At 68.3% G+C, this 22861-nt stretch carries 27 protein-coding genes and 1 pseudogene; 4 read left to right on the top strand and 24 right to left on the bottom strand.

Annotated features, from left to right (window positions below; genetic code table 11):
- Position 1: 1 nt before the first annotated feature.
- The 8 genes and pseudogenes from IPP98_12065 to IPP98_12030 form a co-directional block, all read right to left on the bottom strand.
- The gene (locus IPP98_12065) at positions 2–541 is read right to left on the bottom strand and encodes a hypothetical protein (GenBank protein MBL0179843.1); all 540 of its coding nucleotides are present in this window, start codon (positions 539–541) and stop codon (positions 2–4) included.
- A pseudogene (locus IPP98_12060) lies at positions 538–1268 on the bottom strand (sulfite exporter TauE/SafE family protein). The gene IPP98_12065 and the pseudogene IPP98_12060 overlap by 4 nt, the downstream one beginning before the upstream one ends.
- Positions 1265–2470, bottom strand: coding sequence for a M20/M25/M40 family metallo-hydrolase (locus IPP98_12055; GenBank protein MBL0179842.1), 1206 nt, complete (start codon positions 2468–2470; stop codon positions 1265–1267). The pseudogene IPP98_12060 and the gene IPP98_12055 overlap by 4 nt, the downstream one beginning before the upstream one ends.
- Positions 2471–2610: 140 nt before the next feature.
- Positions 2611–2997: a RidA family protein gene (locus IPP98_12050; GenBank protein MBL0179841.1), complete on the bottom strand. Its 387-nt coding sequence runs from the start codon at positions 2995–2997 to the stop codon at positions 2611–2613.
- On the bottom strand, positions 2994–4124 hold the full coding sequence (locus tag IPP98_12045; protein ID MBL0179840.1) for a P1 family peptidase: 1131 nt from the start codon (positions 4122–4124) through the stop codon (positions 2994–2996). The genes IPP98_12050 and IPP98_12045 overlap by 4 nt, the downstream gene beginning before the upstream one ends.
- Positions 4121–4459: a hypothetical protein gene (locus tag IPP98_12040; GenBank protein ID MBL0179839.1), complete on the bottom strand. Its 339-nt coding sequence runs from the start codon at positions 4457–4459 to the stop codon at positions 4121–4123. Before IPP98_12040 ends, IPP98_12045 begins: the two co-directional genes overlap by 4 nt.
- A gap of 111 nt (positions 4460–4570) precedes the next feature.
- Positions 4571–4975 carry a hypothetical protein gene (locus IPP98_12035; protein ID MBL0179838.1) on the bottom strand — a complete coding sequence of 135 codons (405 nt, stop codon included), beginning with the start codon at positions 4973–4975 and terminating at the stop codon, positions 4571–4573.
- A 67-nt stretch (positions 4976–5042) separates the two neighbouring features.
- Positions 5043–6560 (bottom strand): DASS family sodium-coupled anion symporter, encoded by a 1518-nt coding sequence (locus tag IPP98_12030; protein ID MBL0179837.1) that lies wholly within the window; start codon positions 6558–6560, stop codon positions 5043–5045.
- 196 nt (positions 6561–6756) lie between these two features.
- On the opposite strand from IPP98_12030, the gene IPP98_12025 reads away from it, so the two are divergent.
- Both IPP98_12025 and IPP98_12020 read left to right on the top strand, forming a co-directional pair.
- The gene (locus IPP98_12025; protein MBL0179836.1) at positions 6757–7503 is read left to right on the top strand and encodes a hypothetical protein; all 747 of its coding nucleotides are present in this window, start codon (positions 6757–6759) and stop codon (positions 7501–7503) included.
- On the top strand, positions 7503–8438 hold the full coding sequence (locus tag IPP98_12020; GenBank protein ID MBL0179835.1) for a phosphodiester glycosidase family protein: 936 nt from the start codon (positions 7503–7505) through the stop codon (positions 8436–8438). The genes IPP98_12025 and IPP98_12020 overlap by 1 nt, the downstream gene beginning before the upstream one ends.
- Here the strand turns inward: IPP98_12020 and IPP98_12015 are convergent.
- The 10 genes from IPP98_12015 to IPP98_11970 all read right to left on the bottom strand — a co-directional run bounded on the left by IPP98_12015 (position 8339) and on the right by IPP98_11970 (position 17203).
- Complete coding sequence (locus IPP98_12015) at positions 8339–9187, bottom strand: neutral zinc metallopeptidase (protein MBL0179834.1); 849 nt, start codon at positions 9185–9187, stop codon at positions 8339–8341. The genes IPP98_12020 and IPP98_12015 overlap by 100 nt on opposite strands.
- 97 nt (positions 9188–9284) lie before the next feature.
- Positions 9285–9917, bottom strand: a complete 633-nt coding sequence (locus tag IPP98_12010; GenBank protein MBL0179833.1) for a hypothetical protein — start codon at positions 9915–9917, stop codon at positions 9285–9287.
- A complete protein-coding gene (locus IPP98_12005) occupies positions 9829–11967 on the bottom strand; it encodes a protein kinase (GenBank protein ID MBL0179832.1) in 2139 nt (712 codons plus the stop codon). Before IPP98_12005 ends, IPP98_12010 begins: the two co-directional genes overlap by 89 nt.
- Positions 11964–12497, bottom strand: coding sequence for a sigma-70 family RNA polymerase sigma factor (locus tag IPP98_12000; protein MBL0179831.1), 534 nt, complete (start codon positions 12495–12497; stop codon positions 11964–11966). Before IPP98_12000 ends, IPP98_12005 begins: the two co-directional genes overlap by 4 nt.
- Positions 12498–12558: 61 nt before the next feature.
- Positions 12559–13437, bottom strand: a complete 879-nt coding sequence (locus IPP98_11995) for an alpha/beta fold hydrolase (GenBank protein ID MBL0179830.1) — start codon at positions 13435–13437, stop codon at positions 12559–12561.
- Between the two features lie 3 nt (positions 13438–13440).
- The gene (locus tag IPP98_11990; protein MBL0179829.1) at positions 13441–14253 is read right to left on the bottom strand and encodes a methyltransferase domain-containing protein; all 813 of its coding nucleotides are present in this window, start codon (positions 14251–14253) and stop codon (positions 13441–13443) included.
- Between the two features lie 239 nt (positions 14254–14492).
- Complete coding sequence (gene lepB, locus IPP98_11985; GenBank protein MBL0179828.1) at positions 14493–15230, bottom strand: signal peptidase I; 738 nt, start codon at positions 15228–15230, stop codon at positions 14493–14495.
- A 43-nt stretch (positions 15231–15273) separates the two neighbouring features.
- Entirely contained in the window at positions 15274–15831 is a 558-nt protein-coding gene (gene msrA, locus IPP98_11980) for a peptide-methionine (S)-S-oxide reductase MsrA (protein ID MBL0179827.1), read from the bottom strand.
- Positions 15832–15851: 20 nt separating this feature from the next.
- Positions 15852–16724: a hypothetical protein gene (locus tag IPP98_11975; GenBank protein MBL0179826.1), complete on the bottom strand. Its 873-nt coding sequence runs from the start codon at positions 16722–16724 to the stop codon at positions 15852–15854.
- Positions 16721–17203 carry a VOC family protein gene (locus tag IPP98_11970; GenBank protein MBL0179825.1) on the bottom strand — a complete coding sequence of 161 codons (483 nt, stop codon included), beginning with the start codon at positions 17201–17203 and terminating at the stop codon, positions 16721–16723. The genes IPP98_11975 and IPP98_11970 overlap by 4 nt, the downstream gene beginning before the upstream one ends.
- A 149-nt stretch (positions 17204–17352) precedes the next feature.
- On the opposite strand from IPP98_11970, the gene IPP98_11965 reads away from it, so the two are divergent.
- Entirely contained in the window at positions 17353–17940 is a 588-nt protein-coding gene (locus IPP98_11965; protein ID MBL0179824.1) for a hypothetical protein, read from the top strand.
- Between the two features lie 12 nt (positions 17941–17952).
- Here the strand turns inward: IPP98_11965 and IPP98_11960 are convergent, their stop codons facing one another.
- From IPP98_11960 to IPP98_11940, 5 genes are read right to left on the bottom strand one after another with little or no spacing between them, the layout of a single operon-like run.
- Complete coding sequence (locus IPP98_11960) at positions 17953–19119, bottom strand: 6-bladed beta-propeller (protein MBL0179823.1); 1167 nt, start codon at positions 19117–19119, stop codon at positions 17953–17955.
- A gap of 58 nt (positions 19120–19177) precedes the next feature.
- Positions 19178–19573: a hypothetical protein gene (locus IPP98_11955; protein MBL0179822.1), complete on the bottom strand. Its 396-nt coding sequence runs from the start codon at positions 19571–19573 to the stop codon at positions 19178–19180.
- Entirely contained in the window at positions 19566–20141 is a 576-nt protein-coding gene (locus IPP98_11950) for an NAD(P)H-dependent oxidoreductase (GenBank protein MBL0179821.1), read from the bottom strand. The genes IPP98_11955 and IPP98_11950 overlap by 8 nt, the downstream gene beginning before the upstream one ends.
- A 34-nt stretch (positions 20142–20175) precedes the next feature.
- Positions 20176–21087 carry a VOC family protein gene (locus IPP98_11945; GenBank protein MBL0179820.1) on the bottom strand — a complete coding sequence of 304 codons (912 nt, stop codon included), beginning with the start codon at positions 21085–21087 and terminating at the stop codon, positions 20176–20178.
- A 57-nt stretch (positions 21088–21144) separates the two neighbouring features.
- Entirely contained in the window at positions 21145–21486 is a 342-nt protein-coding gene (locus IPP98_11940; GenBank protein ID MBL0179819.1) for a TfoX/Sxy family protein, read from the bottom strand.
- Between the two features lie 388 nt (positions 21487–21874).
- Here IPP98_11940 and IPP98_11935 point away from each other — a divergent pair, with 388 nt between their 5' ends.
- On the top strand, positions 21875–22087 hold the full coding sequence (locus tag IPP98_11935) for a cold-shock protein (GenBank protein MBL0179818.1): 213 nt from the start codon (positions 21875–21877) through the stop codon (positions 22085–22087).
- Between the two features lie 90 nt (positions 22088–22177).
- Here the strand turns inward: IPP98_11935 and IPP98_11930 are convergent, their stop codons facing one another.
- Positions 22178–22846: a twin-arginine translocation signal domain-containing protein gene (locus tag IPP98_11930; protein ID MBL0179817.1), complete on the bottom strand. Its 669-nt coding sequence runs from the start codon at positions 22844–22846 to the stop codon at positions 22178–22180.
- Positions 22847–22861 lie beyond the last annotated feature (15 nt).

Below are 22861 nucleotides of genomic sequence, written 5' to 3'. Positions count from 1 at the left end.
TCTAATCCTCCGCGTGCCCGCCCGTCAGTTGCGGGGTGGCGCCAGCCGGGCGGCGTCCCTGCCAGGCGACCACCGCCCCAACCGCCATCCCGACCACGCCGACGAGCCGCACCGCCCTCGCGATCGCGTCGGCCCGGTGCAGCAGATTCCACTCGGCGAGCAGGAACGCCCAATCGTGCTCGCCACCACCGACCAAAGGCAGTTCCTGGACCGGTGCATCGGCGAGGTACCGCGCGATGTACAGGCAATTCTGGCCGACCCACCAGATCCCGGCGCCAGTCCCCGCCGGATCGCCACGCCGGTGGAACGAGAATGCGAAGAGGGCCGGCACGATCAGCTGGAACAACGTTCCACCGAGCGCCGTCAACACCTCGCCGCCCCAGGCAAAAACCAGGTGCCCCGTCTCGTGGACCGGCAGGTTCACGTTGTCAAGGAAATGCCATTGCTCCGCGGTGGCGACCATGTAGAGAGTGGCGATGGCGAGCACCCCGCCGACCATGTGACGCTTCCTGGTCGACACCTCGGCCGCGCCGCCGGTCATCGGCCGAGGGCTCCAACCAGCATCTTGCCCCCTGCGACTACCAGCACGAGTGCGAGCACCATCCGCAGGATCGGCACCGGCAATTTCCGACTGCCGAGGGTCGCGCCGACCCCGCCGCCGACCACGACCGCGAGAATCCAGAGTGGTAAGGCCGGGGGAAAGACATCGCCGAGCGGCATCCGCCCGAGCAACCCTGCGGCCGAGTTCACGAAGATGAAGGCAACCGACGTCGCGGCGGTGGTGCGGAGATCCGCCCAGCCGCAGAGCAGCAGCAGTGGCGAAAGAAAAATGCCGCCACCGACCCCGGTCAGGCCGGAGAGGAGACCGAGCCCTGCGCCAGCCAGCATCGCGACCCACGTTCGCGGCGGCGTGATGGCCTGCGTGGACGCGGCGCGCGTCAGCACGAGCCGGAGCGCCGAGAGGAGCAGGACGCCGCCGACAATGAGTCCGTACACCGATTCCGGCAGCGTCAGGCGGCCGCCCAGCCAGGCGGCGGGAATCGAGGTGATGGCGAACGGCCAGAACAGCGACCAGCGGAAGTAGCCGGCCCGGGTGAACTGGACGGTGCCGATCGTGGCGACCACGAGATTGAGCAGGAGGGCCGTCGGCCGCATCGTCGCGGCCGGCGTCCCCAGCAGTGCCATGACGGCGAGGTATCCCGAGGCCCCCGCATGCCGACCGCGCTGTAGGCCCGCGCGGCCAGGGCAAGGAGGAGCGCCGCGATCACGGCGCTGGCGGGCGCGGCGCCGGTGGCGCCGGCTTGCCGCCTTCATGCCAGGCCGGCGTGGCGCCATCCGCGAGATGCCGCACCGCCTGCGCACCGGCCTGGATGACCGCCGTCATGTGGTCGAAGTCGAACTTGTCGGCCTCGTCCGAGGGGCGGTGATAGTCGGTGTGCAGGTTGAAGGTCGAGAGCGTGTGCGCCACGATTCCCATCCGCGCGAAGGCGTAGTTGTCGCTGCGCCGGAAGAAGTTCTGGCTCGGCCGCGGGTCGGGGACGATCGCGATCCCATTGGCCTTGAGCATGTCACCCATCGTCGACCGCTCATAGCCCGTGAGCCACGCCTTCCCCGGTCCGCCGGCCAGCGAGTCGGGCCGACCGATCATTTCGATCTCGAAACCGGCGACCATCGTCTTGAGCGGGAACGGAGGATTGGCGATGAAGTAGTTGGTGCCAAGCAACCCCATCTCCTCGCCGGTCATGGTGGCAAAGACGACGGTCCGCTTGGGCGCCTTTCCCTTCTTCAGGGCCCGGGCGATCTCGAGCACGGCGGTGGTACCCGACGCGTCATCATCCGCGCCGTTGTAGATCGAGTCGCCATTGACGCCCGGCCCGCGGACGCCCAGATGGTCGAAGTGCGCCATCACCAGGATCACTTCGTTCTTGAGCTTCGGATCCCTGCCCGGGATCACGCCGACGACGTTGTGCCCAGTGCGCCGCGTCGCGGCCGGCATCGTGTCCCACACCGCCATCGAGGGGAGCATGGTGAGCCGCGGCACCGCGGCACCGGGATTGGTGGGCACGCGATAGGTAGTGACCTGAGTGCCCGCCGCCGGGGCCGGCGCACCGGGCGCAGGGGCCGCGGCACCGACGCACTTCCAGAGCGGGGTCGCGACCGAATCGCCGTTGAGCTTGAAGGTCCCGGCCTGGCAGCCGGTCGGCGGACGCACCCCACCAGGACGATTCGCCGCCAGCATCGCCATCGGCACCCGCTGGAAGAAGCCGTCATCGCCCATCGGCTTGAGGCCGATCTTCTTCATCTCCGCGGCGATGAAGCGGGCCGCGCGCTCCTCACCCGGCGTTGCCGTCCCGCGCCCTTCCATCGAGTCGTGCGCCAGCGTGCGCAGGATGCGCTCGACGTTGACTCGATCCGCGCGACTTGCCTTCGCTTGCGCGGAGAGCGAGGTCGCCGAAAGAAGCAGTAGCACCGCCAACATCATACGTCGCATAACACTTCTCCCAGAATTCGATGATCGATCATCGATGATCGATGAGGCCTCGTTAAACCCCTCACCCCTCACCCCTCACCCCACACCAATCGATTCGACCATCGACCATCGATCATCGATCATCGTGCACTGATCATCCCGACGGCGGTGATCTCGATCCGGCACCCCGGCTTCAAATCCGCCCCACCGACGATCGCGCGCGCGGGACGATGCGCACCGAACATCCTCGCGCAGACCGCGTTCACCGCGGGCCAGTCCTCGCGCGAGGTGACGAAGACCGTGAGCATGAGCACGCGGTCCAGCCCGCTGCCAGCCGCCTCGAGCACGGCGGCGACATTCTGCAGCGTCCGTTCCGCCTGCACTGTCATGTCGCCGTCGATCACGACGCCCGTCGCTGGATCGATCGGCAGCTGTCCTGAGACGTAGACCACGCCGCCATGCACCATCCCCTGCACGTAGTGCCCCGCCGGCGTCGGTGCGCCGCTCGTCTCAACCGGACGCATCATCGTTCCGTCGCCCGGAAGCGTGCGAGAATGGCGCGCACGGAGTCGACCGGGATCGCCTCGACCGTGCGCCCCTTCGACGTGACCGACGTGGCGCGGAGGAGCGAATTGTAGATCGCCTCTTCGGTCGCCTCGATGACCGCCTCGAAGAGCGGCGAGACGGCGTCGTCCTGCAGGGCGCGCAGGCTCCGCGGCGCCGACTCGGTGGGGTGGCGTCGCACGTCGGCCGAAGTCGAGAAGGCGATGGCGTAGTCACCGGAGCCGTTCGAGGCATCGGAGCCCGTCCGCGCCAGCCCGAACATCGCGCGCGCCGCCAGCCGCTCGAGCTGCCGCTCCGACAGCGGCGCGTCGGTCGCGACCACGATGATGATCGAGCCATCGCCGCGCTCCGCCATCGTCTGCGTCCGATAGGAGTAGCGCCCGAGCGCCTTGCCGACTGGCGCGCCAAGGATCTGCAACACGCCACCGAAGTTGGTCTGCACCAGCACGCCAACCGTGAAGCCACCGAGCGACGCCGGCAACTTGCGCGACGAAGTCCCGATGCCACCCTTCCAGCCGAACGCGACCGTTCCCGTCCCCGCACCGACGCTCCCCTCGGCGACCGCCCCGGCGGACGCCCCCTCAAGCGCCGACACCACGTGGGCCGGGCGGATCGGTCGACTGCGGATCGCGTTGAGGCCGCCATCATTGGTCTCGGCCACCACCGGATTGATCGAGCGCACCGACGCCATCCCGGGCCGCGCGAGCTGCCACGCCACCATCGCATCGGCGGCCTGCCAGACGCAGAGCGTGCAGGTGAGCAGGATGGGCGTTTCCAGTTCGCCGAGCTCGCGGAGCTGGGTCACGCCAAGCAGTTTGCCGAAGCCGTTGCCGACATGCAGCCCGGCGGGGACACGGTCGCGGAAGAGATCGCCGCCATGCGGAAGAATCGCGGTCACGCCGGTGCGGATCGAATCACCCTCGCGCACCGTGGTCTGTCCGACGAGCACGCCTGCCACATCGGTGATGGCGTTCAGCGGACCGGGTCGAAAAATCCCCGGCGCGATGCCAAGATCTCTGGCCCTCGGTCGGGCGGGCTCCTGCGCAGCGAGCACCGCGGGGAGCAGCGCCAGCAGGAGCAGTGTCCTCATTCCAGCGCCCCACCACCGGCGCCAACCAGCACCCCGATGCCCACGCTGACGAGCGCGGTGACGCCCAGAATTGGGGTGGCGGTCGACATCAGCACCAGCGGGGCGGCGATGCAGAGGCCGACCAGGCCGCCGATCGTGCCGCCGCGACGTCGCTCCTCCATGAACCAGTGGCGATCAATGAGAAAGGACATCGCGTAGAGCAACGACAGCGTGCCCACCACCGTGGCCGCGAAGAACGCGACCTTGCGGTCGGCGAGGCCACCGAGAAACCACCCCGCCGCCGCGCCGAGGGAGGTGATGAACCAGGCGATGAAGATCACACGAAGATGTCGCATCGAGCCGTCGATACCGGGAGGAAGGGGATGCCGACAAAAATGCACCCCGTCGGCACGTAAAACGAGGGCGGCCCCGCAAAGGGCCGCCCTCTGATCCTCCCGACGGCCTGCTCAGCTGCGGCCGCTGCCAGCCCCGAGTGCGAAGAGCGGCGTTGCGCCGGCCCCACCGATCCACATCCAGGTCGGGCTCGGCACCACCAGCAGGTTCATCACGATCCCGACCGTGAAGAGCACGGCGAAGGTCATCACGACCCACTCCTGCTTGCCAATGGAGATGGCGACCCGGCCGCCGGCATACGCCCCGAGCAACCAGCCCCCGAGCACCAGCAGCATCCCCAGGAGCGGGAGTTCCCCGGCCTCGAGTCCCAACTTCAGTTGCGCTGGGTCGGTGGCGTCGAGCCCCGAGGCGTAGGGCATGACCTGATGCGAGAGCGTTCCAACCAGATACACAATCGCGCCGGCGACCACGATCGAGCAGATGATCGCGCTCACGGGGCTTCCGGACTTGGGGGACATGCGGACTCCAAAAGAGGCGAGACTCTGAGGTATCGGCAGTTGTCCGTTCTGCCTGAAGCCCCAAGGCCTAGCGGAGCAGCGGGCCCAACAGCGAGACCACCCCGATGACCACCACGATCCCGACCAGATCGAGGATGAGCCCCGCCCGCATCATGCGCGACAGGGGGATCATCCCGCTGCCGTAGACGATGGCGTTGCACGGGGTGGACACCGGCAACATGAAGCCGAGGGAGGAACCCAACGTCGCCCCCAGCGCTGGGAGGAGGGGGTCGACGCCTGAGGCCTTTGCGATGGCGATGATCACCGGCACGACCATGTTCGCCGCGGCCGTGTTCGACGTCGTCTCCGAAAGCAGCACCGCGACGATGGTCCCCATCACCAGCAGCCCCATCTCGCCCGCGTTCGGGATCCACCCAGTCACGCCGCGCCCGAGCGCCTCGGCGAGCCCCGACTGGAAGGCGAGTGTGCCGAGCGCGAAGCCCCCGCCGTACAGCAGCACAACACCCCAGTCGATCTTGGCCGCCTCTGGCCAGCTGAGCGCACGCTGCCCCGGCTCGCCCGGGAGGAGGAAGAGCAGCGTGGCGCCGAGCAGCGCGGCCACCCCCTCGGGGAGCGCGGTCTGCACCGCGAGCGTGAGGGGGGCGCGTTCTCCCAACACGATGGCCAAGACGCCAGGGGTGATCCAGAGCACGACCGTGACGAGAAAGGCCCAGAGCACGGATCGTTCGCCACGGCGCCAGCGCCCAAGCCCCGCGAGTCCATCGCGCGCCACGCTCGCGCCACCGGGAAGCACCGCCACACCAGCCGGCGACAGTGCGCGGAGCGTGAAGAACAGCACCACAAAGAGGATCGCCACCGTCGGCACGCCGAGGAGCATCCAGGAGAAGAAGGGGATCTGCACGCCCAATTCGCTGCGGATGAAGCCGAGCCCGATCACGTTCGGCGGCGTGCCGACCGGCGTCATCAGACCGCCGATCGATGCGGCGAAGGAGGTCATCAACATCAGGCCACTGGCCCAGCGGGGATCGAGCGCGAGTTCACCAGACTGCTGCCGGAGGTAGAGCACCCGAAGGATCGACATCCCGATGCCGAACATCATCGCCGTGGTGGCAGTGTTCGAGATCCATCCCGAGATGAGCGCGGTGATCAGGCCGAACGCGAGGAGAAGCCGCGACGGGCTCGCGCCGACCCAGGGCCGCGAGAGCACCGTGAATGCCACGCGGCGATCCAACCCGTGATGAAAGATCCCCTGCGAGAGGATGAACGACCCGATGAAGAGGAACATCAGCGGGTCGGCAAAGGGGGCGAACACCGCCTTTGCCGGTGCCACCCCGAGGATGACGCAGGCGGACGCGCCCAGCAGCGCAGTCACCGGCATCGGTAGCGACTCGGTGATCCAGAGCACGACGACCGCAACCATCACCGAGGCAAGGCGATGCGACTCCGGGGTGAGCGAGGGAAGGTCCAGCAGGGCGATCGCCAGCGCCGCCGCCGGAGCCAGCACGAACCCTGCCCTCCCCCGCCACGCCTCGAATCGCTCCTCGGCAGGCGAGAGCATCCCGAGCAGCGGGGGGGAGTCGGACATGGGGGCTCCTGCGACGGGATGATGGATGATGGATGATGGATTCGGCAGGAGAATTCCCAGCGCTCGAATATCGACCCCACCCGCAGGGACCGCCAATCCATCATCCATCATCCATCATCCTGCCTTGAAACAATCTGCAACGTCCCCCCGTCAACGTTCCAAAAGGGATCACCACCAACCCCAACTGGAGCCTTCGATGCGTACCCTCCCCCTGACCCTCGCCGCGGCCATGGCCGTCACCCTCGCCGTCCCTGGCCACGCCCAGCTGGGGGGCCTGATAAAGAAGGCCAAGGCCGCTGCCGGAGTCGACAAGCCTGCCGCCGTCGCCAAGGTCGAGTCGGCGCCGGTCGGACCGGTCAAGGTCAAGCCGGCCGACCGGATCGACGAGCCGTCCCTCGACCTGTTCGCCAGGGCATTGACGGCAGAGAAGCAGTGGCTGGAGGAGCGGGCCCGGATTCGGACCACGCTCAAGTCCCCTGAGGAGTATCGCCGTTGTTCCGAAGTGGCTCTGGCACCGACGTCGCCAGAGGCCAAGAAGATGATGCAGGACTACCTCGACGCGATGGCCTCGAAGGACAACGATGGCAGCGCCGAGTACATGACGAAGATCGCCACGGGGATGAAGGCCCAGCAGGACCGCATCGTTCAGGGGAAGTGCGGCTACGATCCGAGCCTGTATCCGCCCGAGCCGGGGCCGTCGGCGCTCTACCACCCCTCCGAGCATGAGGCGGCGAAGCTGGTGGGCATGGACCAGAAGCGGTACGCGCTGCTGAAGGAACGGATCACGCCATTCTGCGCCTTCGACGCGGCCGCGCGCGGAACCGGCGATGTGCGCGTGCCGGGGATCGGCAACGGGATCTACTATGTCTACGAGGCGAGCGAGGCGGCATTGCTCACGCCACGGTGCGGCCAGTTGCTCGCCGGGATGAAGGCCGTTTCCTGATGCAGGTCGGCACGCTGCGTCTCGCCCTCACCCTGCTCGCGCTGCCGCTCGGCCCGCGCGCGGCGTCGCCCAACATCACGTGGGCCACCGCGCGCGACGGCATCGAGCGCAGCGAGTTCGTGATGGCGGAACGTGGCGTGCTGCAGGCGGTTCAGGTCATCGCGTTGCGCATCGACCCCGCGCGCATTCACCTCGACCTGATGGCGCGTACGCGCTACGCCGGATTGCGTGGAGCCTGGACGGTCGACTCGATGCCGGCCGAGGCGGTCCTTGCCCTTAACGCGGGACAATTCCGCGAGGGGACGCCGTGGGGATGGCTGGTGCAGGATGGCGTGGAGCGGCAGGCGCCGGGCAGCGGCAGCGTGGCGATGGCGGTGGTCTTCGATGCGGGTGCGGTGCGGTTGCTCACGCCGGAGGAGATCCCGGCGGCGCGAGGCACCGTGCGCGCCGCGATTCAATCGTATCCGATGCTGCTGGTCGACGGCGTCATGCCGGCGCCGCTGCGCGCCCCCGGGCGCGGCGTTGACCTGGAGCATCGTGACACGCGGCTCGCCATCGGCACCGACGCCGAGGGGCGCGTGCTCCTGGTGCTGACGCGATTCCGCGGTGCGGGCTCGGCCGGCGCCACCCTCCCCTTCGGCCCCACCATCCCGGAGCTCGCCACCCTCATGCGTCGCCTCGGGGCCACCCGTGCCGTCGGCCTCGATGGCGGCCTCTCAAGTCAACTCGCGCTTCGCGAGAGCAGCAGTGCGCTCCGACAGTGGAGCAACTGGCGGATGGTGCCGTTGGGGATCGTGGGGACACCGATGATCGATGATCGATCATCGACCATCGATCATCGAAACGTCTCGCACATTTTCGGATCCCCACTCTCAAATCCGCGCTTGAACCACGTCATCCGCTGCTCTGACGAGCCGTGGGTCCAGCTCTCCTGATTCACGCTCCCGCCGCCCATCCGCTGGATCCGGTCGTCGCCGACCGCGGCGGCGGCGCCGAGTCCTTCCTCGACGTCGCCGCGCTCGAGGCGCCCCTGTTGCGCCGCCGTATGCGCCCAGACGCCCGCGTAACAATCGGCCTGCAGCTCCAGCTTCACGGAGAGCGCGTTTGCCTGCGCCGGGCGCTGCTCCTGCGCGCGACGCATCGCCTCCTCGGTGCCGAGGAGTTTTTGCACATGGTGGCCGATCTCGTGCGCAAGCACATACACCTCGGCGAAATCGCCCGGGGCACCGAAGCGCGTGGCCAGTTCCTGATAGAAGCCGAGGTCGATGTAGACCTTCTCATCGCCGGGGCAGTAGAAGGGACCGGTCGCCGATTGCGCGGCGCCGCAGGGCGAGGTGGTCCGATCGCGAAAGAGCACCAGCTTGGCGTCGCGATACTCGGCGCCCATCGTCGGCAGCAACCGCGCCCAGAGCGCCTGGGTGCTGTCGAGCGCCGCGCCGATGAAGAGCACCTTCTCCTCCTCCGCCGGGTCGGTGATCGGCGCCTCGACGCCGGGCGCGGCGGTGCCGCCATCAAGGGCCCCGATGACGGCGAGCGGATTCTGCTTGGTGATGAGCGAAAAGATCACCACCAGCACCACGCCGCCAATACCCAGGCCGCCAATGCCGCCAGGGATCATGCCGCCGCCACCACCGCCGCGGCGATCTTCGAGATTCTGCGAACGACCGGAGGCGGACCAGCGCATGAGAAACCTCGAGCAGGGGAGTTTGGGGAAAGTAATTCAGTGACTGGTGACCTGTGACCTGTGACCTGTAACCTGGTCCTTGGTTACCGGTCACTGGTTACCGCTCCCCCTCCAGCCCCATCAATCTCCGATACCGCGCATCCCCCGCCATCGATGCGAAGTCCTGCCGCACCGCATGCTGCACCCAATGGAAATTGGTGACACCGACGCGCAGCGCGGTGCTCAGCTTGGCGATGGCTTCCTCCGTGTCACCGCGGAGCGCGGCCAGCCGGGCCTCGTAGACCAGGAACTCGCCATCGACGTGACCCGCCGTCGGGCCTGGACCGAGGAGCTTTACTGCGAGGGTCGAGTCACCCCGTCGGGCGGCCAGCGCGGCGAGCTGGCCGCGGATGTAGAGCCGGGGCGGCCCCTTGGCGTCAACGATCGAGAGCCAATGCTCGGCGGCCTTCCAGTCGCCCAGCCCGACATACGCCTGCGCCAGCCACAATTGGTGCGCGCGATTGGTCGAGTCGTTGCGCAGCCGCTCTTCGAGCCACGTCACGGCCTGTCGAAAGCGCGCGGTCGAATCGCCGCGCTGATGCGCCGCGAGTTCCTCGCCCGCCACGACGTACATCGCGCCTTGCGACCAGTACACGTCGGGGTCAAGCGTCGCCGCCGCCACGAGGAGGGAATCGAGCGCCGCCTCGCGCCCCATCGCGGCGAGGGCGCGCGCCTCGATCACCCAGCTCACGCGCTGGTCCGGGTGCCGTGCACGCATCGTCTGCGCATACTCGCGTTCGCGTGCGTGGTCGCCGAGGAGATGGGCCGCGTAGGCGCGCTGGCTCCAGAAGGTCGGCCAGTCTCGCATCGGCCCACGATCCGGATTGAGCGAGCCGAGCACTGAATCGGCTTCCCGCGGGCGATTCAACTGCAGCAGCACGAACGCGGCGTTGTACCCGGCGCGGGAAGAGGGCGCCAGTTGGGCCGCCAACACGATCTTCGGCAGCGCCTGGCTCCGGTCGCCGGTGAGGTAGGCACTCAGGTAGTCCGCGAGGGCCGCGTGATAGCTGCTGAGGCTGCTCCGCCGGAGCAGCACCTGCTTGAGCAACGAATCGCCCCGCGCGCCGGCACCATCGTTGACCGCGGCAAACGTGGCGTAGAGCAGCGCCGGCACGAACGTGGTGTCGAGCGCCCACGCCTCGCGCAACGAGGTGTCCGCCCTCGCGTAATCGTAGCGATTGAACTCCGCCATCCCTTGGTCGAAGGCGCGATAGGCCTCCCAGCTCGACTTCCGGCGGCATCCGCTCATCGAGCGCCACGGCCAGCGCGCCCATCACCCGATCGCGCAGCTCACGCACCGCCGAGGCGGCGGAGTCCTTCACGACGACCACCGGCGGAATCGCGGCCACGAGGCGGCCATCACGCATGTCGGTGATGCTGACCTGAAAGCGCAACGAGTCGCCGGTGCGGTAGTAGCTCCCGCTCACGACCAGCGCAGCACCGGTCTCCTCGCGAACGGTGGCCGCCAGATCGGGTGCGCCACTCTTGGCGTGTTGTTCCGCGGCCAGCAGAATGCTGGGCCACGGCACCACCGCCAGCAGACTCGCCTCGTGAAGCCCCTGCGTCACCCAGTCGCCGGCAAGCCGCCCCCAGCCGCTCAGCGTGCTGTCGCCCGTTTCATTGACCAGCGGCGTCACCGCGATCGGGCCGACGAGCGCGGCCGAGGACGGCGGCTCGCGGCGCGCCATGACCGCAGCGAACACCACCGCACCCACCGCCGCGAATGGCACCAGCCGCCGAGTCCACGAGCGCTCGCGAACCGGTGCCACGAGCCCGTCGAGCGCGGCCACAAGTGAGCTCGCCGTCGCCGGACGCTCCGCCGGGTCGATCGCAAGGCACGCCTCGACCAATGCCACCAGGGAGCGCGGCAGGTCGGGACGCTGTTCGCCGAGGGGTGCCGCCGAGCGTCCCCCAGTGAGAATCTCGCGGGCGAGCAACCCCCAGGCGTAGAGGTCGGCGCGGTGATCGACCGCCTGCCCCGCCGCCTGCTCGGGGGCCATGTAGCCCGGAGTGCCGATCGCGAAGCCGGGATGCGTCACGCTGACACTCTCGACATCGGCCTCGAGCTTGGCGATGCCGAAGTCGAGCAGGTACGCATGCGCCCCCACCGAGAGGACATTCTCCGGCTTGAGATCACGGTGAATGACGCCAGCCGAGTGCGCATGGGCGAGCGCGGCCGCGATGTCGCGCAACAGCCCCACCGCCTCGGTCAGCGGCAGCGCCCCATCCCGCGCGAGCCGCTCCCGCAACGTCTCGCCGCCGAGATAGGGCATCGCGTAGAAGAGGAGTCCGTCGACCTCCCCCGAATCGAGCAGCGGCAGGATGTGCGGATGCGAGAGCCGCGCCGTGATGCGCACTTCTTCGAGGAAGCGCGTCGGTCCGATCGCCGCTGCCAGCCCGGGCTGCAGCACCTTGAGGACCACGCGGCGGTCGTGCTTGCTCTCGTGCGCCAGAAAGACCGCGGCGGTGCCACCGACGCCGAGGGTCTCCCCGAGCGTATACCGATCGCCGAGCGCCGCATCAAGTCGGCCGTGAAACTCAGCCTCTGCCAGCGGGGCCAGGTTGCGATCGAGCGGGCCGGTCCGCGCATGGGCACCCAGCATGCGCGTGAGCTCGTGGCGGAGCGCCGGGTCGTCCGGCGCGGCGGCGGCGAGCCAATCGGCGCGTGCCGCGTCGGGCAGTTCCAGCGCCTCGTCGAACAATGCCGAGAGTCGCAGCCAGCGGTCGTTCGGGGTGGTCACTCGGAGGAACCGCCATCGGCGAGTTGCAGGTGGAGCCATGCCCGCGCCTTCAGCCAATCACGCTGCACCGTCCGCGTCGTGACGCCCAGCGCGCTGGCGACCTCGGCCTCACCAAGGCCGGCGAAGAACCGCAGCTCGACGACCCGCGCGAGTCGTTCGTCCTTCCCGGCCAGTCGCGTGAGGGCCTCGTCGACCGCGATGAGGTCGTCGAGAGGGAGGGCGAAGCCGAGACGGTCGTCGGCGATCGTGATGTCGACCGGTGCCACCGCACGCTTCGCGGCCCGCCGACGACGCGCATGATCGACGAGGACCTGGCGCATCGCCCGGGCCGCGAGCGCGAGGTAGTGGGCACGATCAACGACCACCGGGGCGGCGGAGCCAGCCAACTTGAACCACGCCTCATGGACCAGCGCGGTGGGCTGGAGCGTGTGACCCGGTGCCTCGCGGCGCAGCAAGCGATCCGCCACCACGCGGAGTTCCGCGTAGAGTCGCAAGAAGAGATCGCTATCGCCGGTGGGGGGGCCGGTCATCGCGGGTACTCCGCCAAAGGATCGAGTCGCGGAAATATATCGCCCGAACTCCGGCGCGGCGTCAGCGCGCATTTCCCTCCCCCAGAAACTCCGCCACGTCGGCCCAGATCGACGGCATCACGCCCGCCCGAAAGAAAGCCCAGTGGCCCAAGGCGGCGACCCCGAACTCCTCGGGACGGACCTGCCGGTGGCGGACCCTCGCCCCGGCATAGGCCCGGATCAAGGCATCGACCGCCCGTGGTGGTGCGATCCGGTCGTCACTGACCGAGTAGACCAGCAGGGGCGCGCGGAGGGCGGCATGTCCCGCCCAGGTGCCGAGGTGTTCGCGCCGACGCCCCCACGCGGCCCAGTCGTGCGCCACACCGCGCGGCAGGTCCTCGCCCAACCCGAACCACGACGATGGGAAGCGGCCGAGCACCGTGGCCAGGAACGGCATGACCAGTTGCCAGAGCGGTCGCAAGAGCAATTGGTCGCGCGTGGGCCAATGGCCCACCCAGCCGTGTTGCGCCGAGACCAGCACCGCCCGGGCGACCCGATCGGCGTTCGCGGCAAGCCCGAGCGCCTGGCCACCGAACGAGTGCCCGACCACGCCCACCGGCGCACCGTGGTCGCGGCGCGCGGCCCAGCAGATCGCGGCGGCGAGGTCCCGTTCGCCCCAGGCGCGCATGGTGAGCCGACGGTCACGCCAGCGTGCCTCGTGGCGCGAATCGCCGATGCCGCGCCAATCCCAGGTCAGCACCTCAAATCCCTGCGTCGCAAGGAACTCGGCGAAGGCCGAGTAGTACCGCATCCGCACCCCGGTGGCCGGGGCGATCACCACCACCCCGCGGAGCGCGGCGCGCGCCCGATACCGCGTGGCCGCGAGCGGATAGCCATCCTCCGTCACCAACGTGAGCGGCGCGACGGCGGCTCCGAGCGATGACCCCGAATCGGCGGCCATCGGCTACAGCGCCCGTGCGGTGGCGTAGAGTACGTCGCTGCGAACGCAGCGAACCCCCTGTTCGGCGAGCCGCGAGAGCATGTCGCGCCGGACGCGCTCCCGGGCTGCCGGATCAAGGCGATCGATCGCCCAGCGATAGTCTGAACCGAGGACCAGCATCCACCACGCCTCTGGCGTCGGGATCGGATGGGTTCCCGCTTCGACCTGGACCTCCGGCTCCGGAAGTCCGGCGCTCGCAAAGACGCGATGCAACGACGCGGCATCGGCGAGCCGATCCCACGGCCAGCGCGGGTCTGACACGACCCCTTCGCGGTGCAAGGCGTCCATCAGCAGCTGATGCGCGGGGGCAAACGGGTCGCGCCCCAGCACGGCGATCGTGAGCGTGCCCCCGGGACGGAGCGTCTCCCAGAGCGCCAGGAGTCCCTCGGCCAGATTCGGCACCAGATGCAGGGCGAGCCCACAGAGCACCACATCCTGCGAGGCGTGGGGCACCGGTGGCGTCCGCATGTCGTCGCGCAGGAAATGCAGGTGGCGGAGCCGATGGGCCTGCGCCCGAGCCCTGCCGATCGCCAGCAGCCGCGACGAAAGATCGATCGCCACCACCGCCCCTTCCGCCCCGACGCGCTGGGCGGCCGGAATCGCGGAGGCGCCGCTGCCGCACCCAGCGTCCAGCACGGCCATCCCCGGCCGGACGCCGGCGCGCACGACCAGCTGGCGTCCGACTCGCGACCAGAGCGTGTTGGCCGGATGGTCATGATGATCCGCCGCGTGGTCAAACGACCGGGCCACGCGAATGATGGATTCCAAGGACTGCACGGTGCGCTCCCCAATGGTGTCTGGAGGAGATGCGCAGAGGCGGGGCGGGGGGCGACATCGGGGGGAGAGACGGTGAACGGTGAACGGTGAACGGTGAACGGGGCGCGGCCGATGGCCGCGCGGGGTGAAACGTCAGAGGTGAAACGGGGGCCAATTTCGGCTCCGTTTCACCTTTCACGTTTCACGTCTCACGTCTCACCCTCTTCACCGTTCACCGTTCACCGTTCACCGTTCATTAACTATCTCGGCACCCGAAAGATCCGCCCCCACCTGGTCGCCGTGAAGAACGGGAACGGCCGGTAGCTCGTGCCATCCCACGAGTAGTAGATGATGACCGGCGTGCCACGGACGTTCTTGCGGGGAACGAAGCCCCAGAAGCGCGAGTCACGCGAACCGTCCCGATTGTCGCCCATCATCCAGAGCGAATCCTTCGGCACCAGGAGCGGCCCCCAGTCGTGGATGTCGGGGAGGTACTTGTCCGGTTCGGGGCCGATATAGTGCGAGAGCTGCAAGTCGCGCATTTCCTGCCGTGTGCGCGGATCGAGCGTCCAGGTCGGGTTGGTCTGCTGGATGTAAGGCTCCTCCAGCGCCTGACCGTTGCGGTAGAGGACGCCCTGCTTCATCTGCAGCGTGTCGCCCCCCACGCCGATCAACCGTTTCACGAGGATCGAGTCCTCGATCGGCGACATGAACACCACGATATTGCCGGCCTTCGGTTCGCGGACCGCCGGCGTCCGGACATCGACCAGCGGGATTTTGGCGCCGAAGAGGAACTTGTTGACGAAGAGCACGTCGCCGACCATCAGCGTCGTCTCCATGCTCGGCGACGGAATGAAATAGGCCTGCACCACGAAGGTGCTGAGCACCAACCAGATGCCGAACGCCCAGGCCGCCGCCTTGAGCCAATCCAGCAGTGACTTCCCCGCCCCACCTTTCGCCACGACCCCTCCCCCGTGCCTGATCTGCCACGGGCGCATCCGCGCCTCGTATGGTGGAGGATGCCCCGGTCGTGCGTCAGGCTCAAGGGGCGGAGGTCATCTCGCCCGAGGCGTTTCGCAGCCGAGACGCCCACTTGGCCCGAAGTTTCGCCACCTTCGGGGCAATGACCGCGGCGCAGTATGCCTGAGCCGGATGCCGCCGGAAGTACTGCTGGTGGTACGCCTCCGCGGGCCAGAAGGTGTCGAGCGGGATCACCTCGGTCACCACCGGATGCGGAAAGACCGCGTCGGCCTCGAACTCCGCAATCAGCGCCGTGGCGACCGCCTGTTGCTCCGCATCGTGCGTGTAGATCGCCGAGCGATACTGGGTCCCGCTGTCCGGCCCCTGCCGGTTCAGCGTCGTGGGGTCATGGATCGTGAAGAAGATCTCGAGCAGTTCCCGGTAGCCGATGATCGTCGGGTCGAAGTCCAGCTGCACCACCTCGGCGTGGCCGGTGATCCCCGCGCATACCGCTTCGTAGGACGGCGACGGCACGTGGCCGCCCGCATAGCCGGAGACGACCGACCGCACGCCCGCGACGCGCTCGTACACCGCCTCGAGACACCAGAAACAACCGCCACCCAACGTCGCCAACGCCATCTGCCACTCCTCGCCGTGCATCACGGCAAATCAAAATCCCAGGCCGCCACCCGCCCCGGTCCGAACCGCAACCGCGAGTGCTGCCCCAACCGATAGATCGGATTGGCCGGCACCGCGCGCGTCAGGTAGAACTCCAGTCGGCGCAGCCCCGGCTGATTCCACGCCGGCACGAATCGCAACCGCACTCCGTCGGTGAACAACACCACCAACCCCTCGCCCTCATCGACGACCTGCACCCCGCCACCGCGCAGCGCGTTGCGCAGTCCTCGGATTTCCTCGACCGGAATCGCCAGCGTCGCGCCGGTGATCTCGGAGAAGAGGCGCTCCGGGGCGAAGTGGGGTCGCAAGGCGCGGACACGATCCTGCAGGTCGGGCGGCAACGAATCCCACTCCGCCAGGCGACGGAAGAGCAGCGGGTGGTAGGCATCGAGCTCCACGCCGAACATCGCGTTCGCGCCGCCACGCACTGCCCAGCGGAGGTACCACGGTGCGGCATGCTGCCCATCGGGACGTCCCACCGCACTGCTGTCGAACGCGATCCCATCGCGCCGCCACGCGGCGACGACCCGCGAGACGCTGCTGGCGTCGTCGTTCGTCAACCCCAACTCGATCGTGGCGGGACCGACTCCCCGCACCACTTCGAGCCAATTGCGACGGCCGGTGAAGAGCTGGCGCAGCGTGGTCGTCCCACCGCCTTCGACACGGACCGAGTCAAACGCGGAGAACTGCTCGCGCAGGAATGGTGAGTCGTGCACATCCTTCCAGGTGGCCGAATCGAGGCCGACCCGGAGGTGATGGAGCACCAGCGACGGGGTGCCCTGTGCCGCCGCCGTAATCGGCGCCAGCAGCAACGAGAGCAATACGCCGGCACGCGCCCGACGGTTCCCGCTCACGGGGCTTCGGCCAACAGCGCCTGCAGGTCAAAGGGATCGAGTGTCATCGCGAGTTCGCCCTGATCGTCCCGCGGCCATTCCGCCATCGGTCGATCGCGATACAGTTCCACGCCGTTGCCATCCGGATCACGGAGATAGATCGCCTCGCTCACCCCATGGTCGGAGGCCCCCTCAATCGGGACGCCGGCGGCCATGACGCGGCGGAGCGCATCGGCGAGGGTGGCCCGATCGGGATAGAGGATCGCCACGTGATAGAGCCCGGTGCTCCGCGGATTCGGCGGGGAGCCGCCTCGGCTCTCCCAGGTGTTGAGGCCGAGGTGGTGGTGGTAGCCGCCGGCCGAGAGGAAGACAGCCGATTGTCCCATCCGCTGCTGGACTTCAAAGCCGAGGATGTCGCGCCAGAAGCCAAGCGCACGCTCGATATCCGCCACCTTGAGGTGGACGTGGCCAATTGAGACACGGGGGTCGATGGGAGTCATGATGGAATGGTATATTGGGGGCAGGCAAGTCGTTAGTCGTTAGTCGTTAGTCGTTAGTCGTTGGTCGTGAAAGGTGAAAGGTGAGAGGTCCCTCAAAGCACGTTTCACCTTTCACGTCTCACGTCTCACCTCCAACAGGTCGAGCTCCCATGTCCGCCCTCATCATCCCTGCCGCCCTCCTCGCGTCGCTGCTTGCTGCACCGCTCGGCGCGCAGACCCCTGCCATGCCGGCCGGTCATCAGCATACGGCGGGGATGACCCATGCCGCGACCGTCCTTCCGACCGAGGCGGGGCAGGATGCCTTTGCCGCGATCGCCGAAATCGTCAAGCTGCTCGACGCCGACCCGATGACCGATTGGTCGAAGGTCGACCTCGAGGCGCTTCGCCGGCACCTGATCGACATGAATGTGGTGACGCTCAAGTCGTCGGTGCAGCGCACGCAGGTTGCCGGTGGGTTGAGCATGGAGGTGACCGGTGACGCCGCCACGGCGCAGTCGATCCAGCGGATGGTGGTGAACCACGCCAAGATGGTCGACGCGATGCCCGACCTCGTCGCCAGCACGACGGTGATCCCCGGTGGCGTCCGCTTCGTCGTGACCGCCGAGCGGAGCGACGACGCCCGCATGGTGGCGCGCATCCGCGGCCTCGGCTTCGCCGGCCTGCTCACCCTCGGCAATCACCACGTCGAGCATCACCTGCAGATTGCCAAGGGTGAGGGTGGCGCCCACACGCACTAGGCGCCGGCGGGTTCAGCGCCGTGTGATGCGATAGATGCCGACGATGCTGGTGCCATCGTCGGCATTGTCAATTGGAAAGAGGACCAGGTCCGGTCCGAGAAAGCCCAGCGGGAGCGGCTTGCCGATGATGGTGCCGAGGTAGTTCCCTGCCGCATCGAAGATATCGGTGGACGGCGTCTCCCCCTCGAAGGTGAAGCGTTGGACCCAGAGCGTGCCGTCCGGCGCGACCGCCACTCCCTTGACCAGCGGCAGCGTTGGCGCCACGCCGATCTTCTCGGCCACTTCACTGCTCGGCGTCACGCACTCGCGGCCACCGCCGAAACGGATCTTCATGCCGTCGGGGAAGAGGCGTGCCGCATCCGCCTTGGTGGCCGGCACAGGCGTGATCGCGCGACGCACGCTGCGCAGCAATCGGCGGCCGTCGCGCACGTTGACCACGTAGGCGGACTGCGGCGTCGTCGCGATCTGGCGGGATCCCATCCCCCACGCCAGCTGGCCGGTGAGCAGCGGCGGCAGCGAGAGGCCCACGCACGAGAGCATCACCATTTTCGGCGCAGGCTCGATGGTCGAATCGATCGCAACGACGCCGCCCGGCGCCCGGATCTCGAGTCGCGTCACCCGATGCAGCGAGTCGGTGGCCTGAACCAGCACCATCATCGTGTCCCCGAGCATGCTCGGCACGCCCCACGGAAAACCTTGGTCGGCGCTCCACTTCGTCTCGCCCGCCGGCGATCCATCCGCCGTCCAATGCACCAGTGCCATCTTCTGATAGTCGAAGGCGAGCAACTTGCCGTTGCGGTCCATCGTGATCCCCGAGGGCGACTGGATCTCGCCTGGCCCACCGCCCTTGGCCCCGACCGAGCGCAGCCAGGTGCCGCTTGAGTCGAAGAGCTGGATCCGGTTGGTGTTCTCCCAGTCGAGCACCGCAATCGTCGCGCGGCCGTCGGTCGCGACGACGCCACTCGACGCGCGCGTGAATGACGCGACGCCGCTGTCGGCACCGCCGATGCGATGGACTTCGGTGAAGGTCCACGGGAGGGCGCTGTCGGCCGCGGGACCGGTCACGATCGCGACGCCCGCGGAGTCGGTGGTCGTGGAGAGCGAGTGGGTGGCCTCCCGGCCATCGCAGGCGGCGAGAAGCAGCAGCGCGGCAAGCGCCGCGGGGCGACACAGGATCACGAGGGCTCCGAGAGGGGGGACGTGCCAGTGGATGCCCCGAACGCCGGAAACGTTGCGCTCAGCTCGCCTCGGCGCGTCCCCGCGCGAGAAAGGCGACCAGTGCCGCGGCGAGCCGCTCGAGCCGCGCATCGGTGAGGTCGCGATCGACCTCGAGCCGTTCACCGGCCACGGCCCACTCGATATCGATCCAGCGCGAGATCAACGAGGCGCCCGAGGCCCGCGCGCACTCGATGAAGAGCACCCGCTCCTCGCCCTCCCACACCAGGCGCAGGCGCACATCGCCCAGGCCGTACTCGGCCGAGGCGCTCGCCTCGCTCCCCTCGGAGTATTCGCGCGCCATGCAGCGGAAGCCGTGCGCCTCGAAGAGCGGGCCGAGGTAGAGCGAGGCGCGCGTGAACGGCTCCGACGGCGTGTGGGTGGGCCGCGGCGCCTGCGTGTCGGGCGACTCAGCCACGTTCAGCCTTCGGGAAGCGTCGCATCCAGCGCGCCACCGCCACCAGGTAGGTGCGCAGGAACTCCCGCGTCCCGTCGTCGGTCAACTTCCCCGCGGCGTCGAATTTCTTGTGCGCCAGCGCCACGAGCACTTGCGGCGAAGGCATCGTCGGAGCGTTGAGCGTGGCGAGCGTCTGGCGCAGGATCGCCTGGGCGCGTGTGGTGCCGATGGTGCCGTCGGAGGCACCGAGAATCGCCGTAGGCACCTCGAAGAGCGCATGCGGCATCGGCCCGCGCGAGAGCCAGTCGATCGCGTTCTTGAGCCCGCCCGGAATCGAGTGGTTGTATTCCGGCGTGCAGATCAGCAGGCCGTCGGCCGCGCGGATCCGCTGATGCAGCGCGCCCACCTCGGCCGGCGGCGCACCGTCGACTTCGAGATCGGTGTTGAGGACGGGGAGATGCGCCCACTCCAGCACCTCGATCGTCATCCCCTCCGGCGCGAGCGGCGGCAGCGTCGCGAGCAGCGAACGATTGAAGGACCCCTTGCGAAGGGAGCCACAGAGGGCGACCAGGCGCAGCGCATCAGCCATGGAAGAACTCGGCGAAGTGAGGAGTGGCCCGCGGTCAGCGGGCCATGTCGGGCAACGGCGTGAGGCGCGACTCGATCTCGGCGCGGCGCGTCTCGAAGAACGGCGGGAGAATCAGGTGATGCCCCAGCTCCTCGAGCGGGCCATCCACGGTGAAGCCCGGCCCCTTCGTAGCGAGTTCATACAAGACGCCGCTCGGCTCGCGGAAGTAGATCGACCGGAAGTAATGACGATCGATCACCGGCGTCGAGGACACTCCGCCCATCGCGAGACGCTCGACCCAGAGCTCGTGCTCCGCCGGTTCGGTCGACCACGCGACGTGGTGCACGGTGCCCGCGCCCGGCCGGCTCGCCTCCATCGGCGGATTCTCGAAGGTGATCCAGCCGGTGCGCGACGGCCCCGTGATGCGCCACTCCTGCTCGCCGACCGGCTCCGCCCCCATCACCGCCTCGAGGACGCGCCGGCTGCCGGCCACACGACCGCCGTAGGCACGCACGCCGTCGAAGCCCTGCAGTGCCATCGCCGCAGGAATCTCGGGGTGATTCGCAACGAGCGGCGCGTCGGGGACGCTGGTGACCACGAGCTGCAGGCGCAGCCCCTCCGGATCGGCGAAGTCGAGCACATCACCGTTGCGCGTGGTGGCGATCCCCTCGGCCCCGAGTCGTGCCACCCAGAAGTCGATCGCCGCGGTGGAGCCGACCCGGAAGACGATCTGGTACACCATCCCCGCGCCGGCACGACCCGGAAGCGCGCCCGGATACTCGAAGAACGTCAGGTCCGAACCCGGCGACCCGAAATGATCGGCGTAGAAGAGGTGATAGACGTACGGGTCGTCCTGGTTCACCGACTTGGCAACCAGGCGCATCCCCAGCACGCGCGTGTAGAAATCGAGATTGGTCGGTGCATCACCGGTGATGCACGAGATGTGATGGATGCCATCGAGTCGCATGTGCTACCTCCTTGCGATCCTGTACGCCGCCGCTCGGGGGGAAGGTTCCCCGGATGACTATTTCTTCTTCTTCGGAGCCCGTGCCGCCGCCTCGCGCGCGAGGTCGACCCACGGACGGAGCCCATCGAGATCCTCAAGCAGCTCGCCGGGGACGGCAAAGTAGTTCATCGCCGCGCCGTCCTCGCCAAAGGGGCGGAACGGCGGCCAGCCGGCCGCCGCGTACCGGGCCACCGAGAGCTTGTCCCCTTTGAGGTAGAGCTGCTCGTCGTCGAGCAGGGCGAAGGTCCCCTCGGCGGTCCGGAAGGAGAGCCCCCCGAACATCGCCAATGACCGGACCGACGGGGCGACTCGGCCCAGTTGTTCCAGAATGAACGCTCCGAAGCCGGGATCTACTGCCATGAGGGCCTCCGCGCGGGTAACCCGTGACCAGTGACCTGCAACCGGGGCGCGGCCGCTCGCTGGAGGTAGGGCTGGCACCGGCCCCTACTCCTCACCCCTCACCGGTTTAAGGTACATACTTCACCCATCAAGCATCTCCCCTTCCCCACCCCGAACCGCTCCCCCTATTGCGCAAATGGCTCCCGAGCAGTTCATTTCCTCCGTTGGCCTCCGTTCCCGCTGGGAATGGGCAGGTCTCGCGGGGTCAAATGACCCCGGGCCACACGGATCGGACGGCGAGTGCCGCTCTTTCCGGAGACCGACCCCGCCGCGAGGGGATGATCGCGAACCTGTAGTCGGTCAGCACGGCATAGCCCGGACTCCGATTACACCATCCAGGAGTAGGGCAATGCGTGTCACCGGCACCGTGAAGTGGTTCAACGACGCGAAGGGCTTCGGGTTCATCACCCCCGAGAATGGCGAAAAGGATTGCTTCGTCCATCACTCGGCCATCCAGGCCCAGGGCTTCAAGTCGCTCGCCGAAGGCGAGCGCGTCGAGTTCGACATCGTGCAGGGCCAGAAGGGCCCGGCGGCTGAGAACGTCGTGAAGCTCGGCCGCTAAGGCCAAGCGTCGGGGCTTTCGAGCCACGACACCGGAAGGCCCCCAGCATCTGATGCTGGGGGCCTTCTTGTATCCATCACCCGCGGTTGCTCAGCTCGCGACCATGTAACTGCACCCCGCCTGCTGCGCCCGCATCACCGCAAAGACGCCCGACGGCTGGAGGATCACGCCCGGGATGAGCCCCTCGAGCGCCTTGGCGCGCGCTTCGTCCTGCTTCAGCTTGTGCTTCTCCGCGACCATCCCGACCATCTGCCCGAACGCCATGTTGCAGCCGAGGATGATCCCGCCGCTCTTGAGGAAGGCCTCGAGCGTGTAGCCCGCCCACTGCGGCGGCGTGTCCGCCGGCGCCACGCGGAACGGATTGACCTCGGTCCACTTCTTGGTCTTCTGATCCTTGATCTTCTCGACCTTGCCGAGCTTGTACTCCGCCCAGAAGGCGTCGTTCATCACCATCGCGATGGCGGCGTGGCGGATCACCAGCACCGACGACAACTCCTCGATCGGCGTGCCGTAGATCGTCTTGTAGTTCTCGCGCCAGATGATCGCGCGGAACATCCCTGCCCCGTCATGGATGTCCGGGGAGTCGAAGACGGCCTTTGCCTTTCCCTTCACGCGGTCCACCCAGGAGACATCCCAGTCCCCCGCGATGGGCACGAGATGCTCCGGCGGGGTCGCCGTGGCGTGCAGCGGGACGCCGTTCGCCGCCGCGACCGCGCCGACGCCGAGGGTGGAGAGGAAGTCGCGACGGGAGAAGGCCATGGGGAGCTCCGTGTG

It is taken from the genome of Gemmatimonadota bacterium (genome assembly GCA_016720805.1).
Classification (GTDB): domain Bacteria; phylum Gemmatimonadota; class Gemmatimonadetes; order Gemmatimonadales; family GWC2-71-9; genus Palsa-1233.
This window is presented reverse-complemented; position numbering and strand designations above follow the sequence as displayed.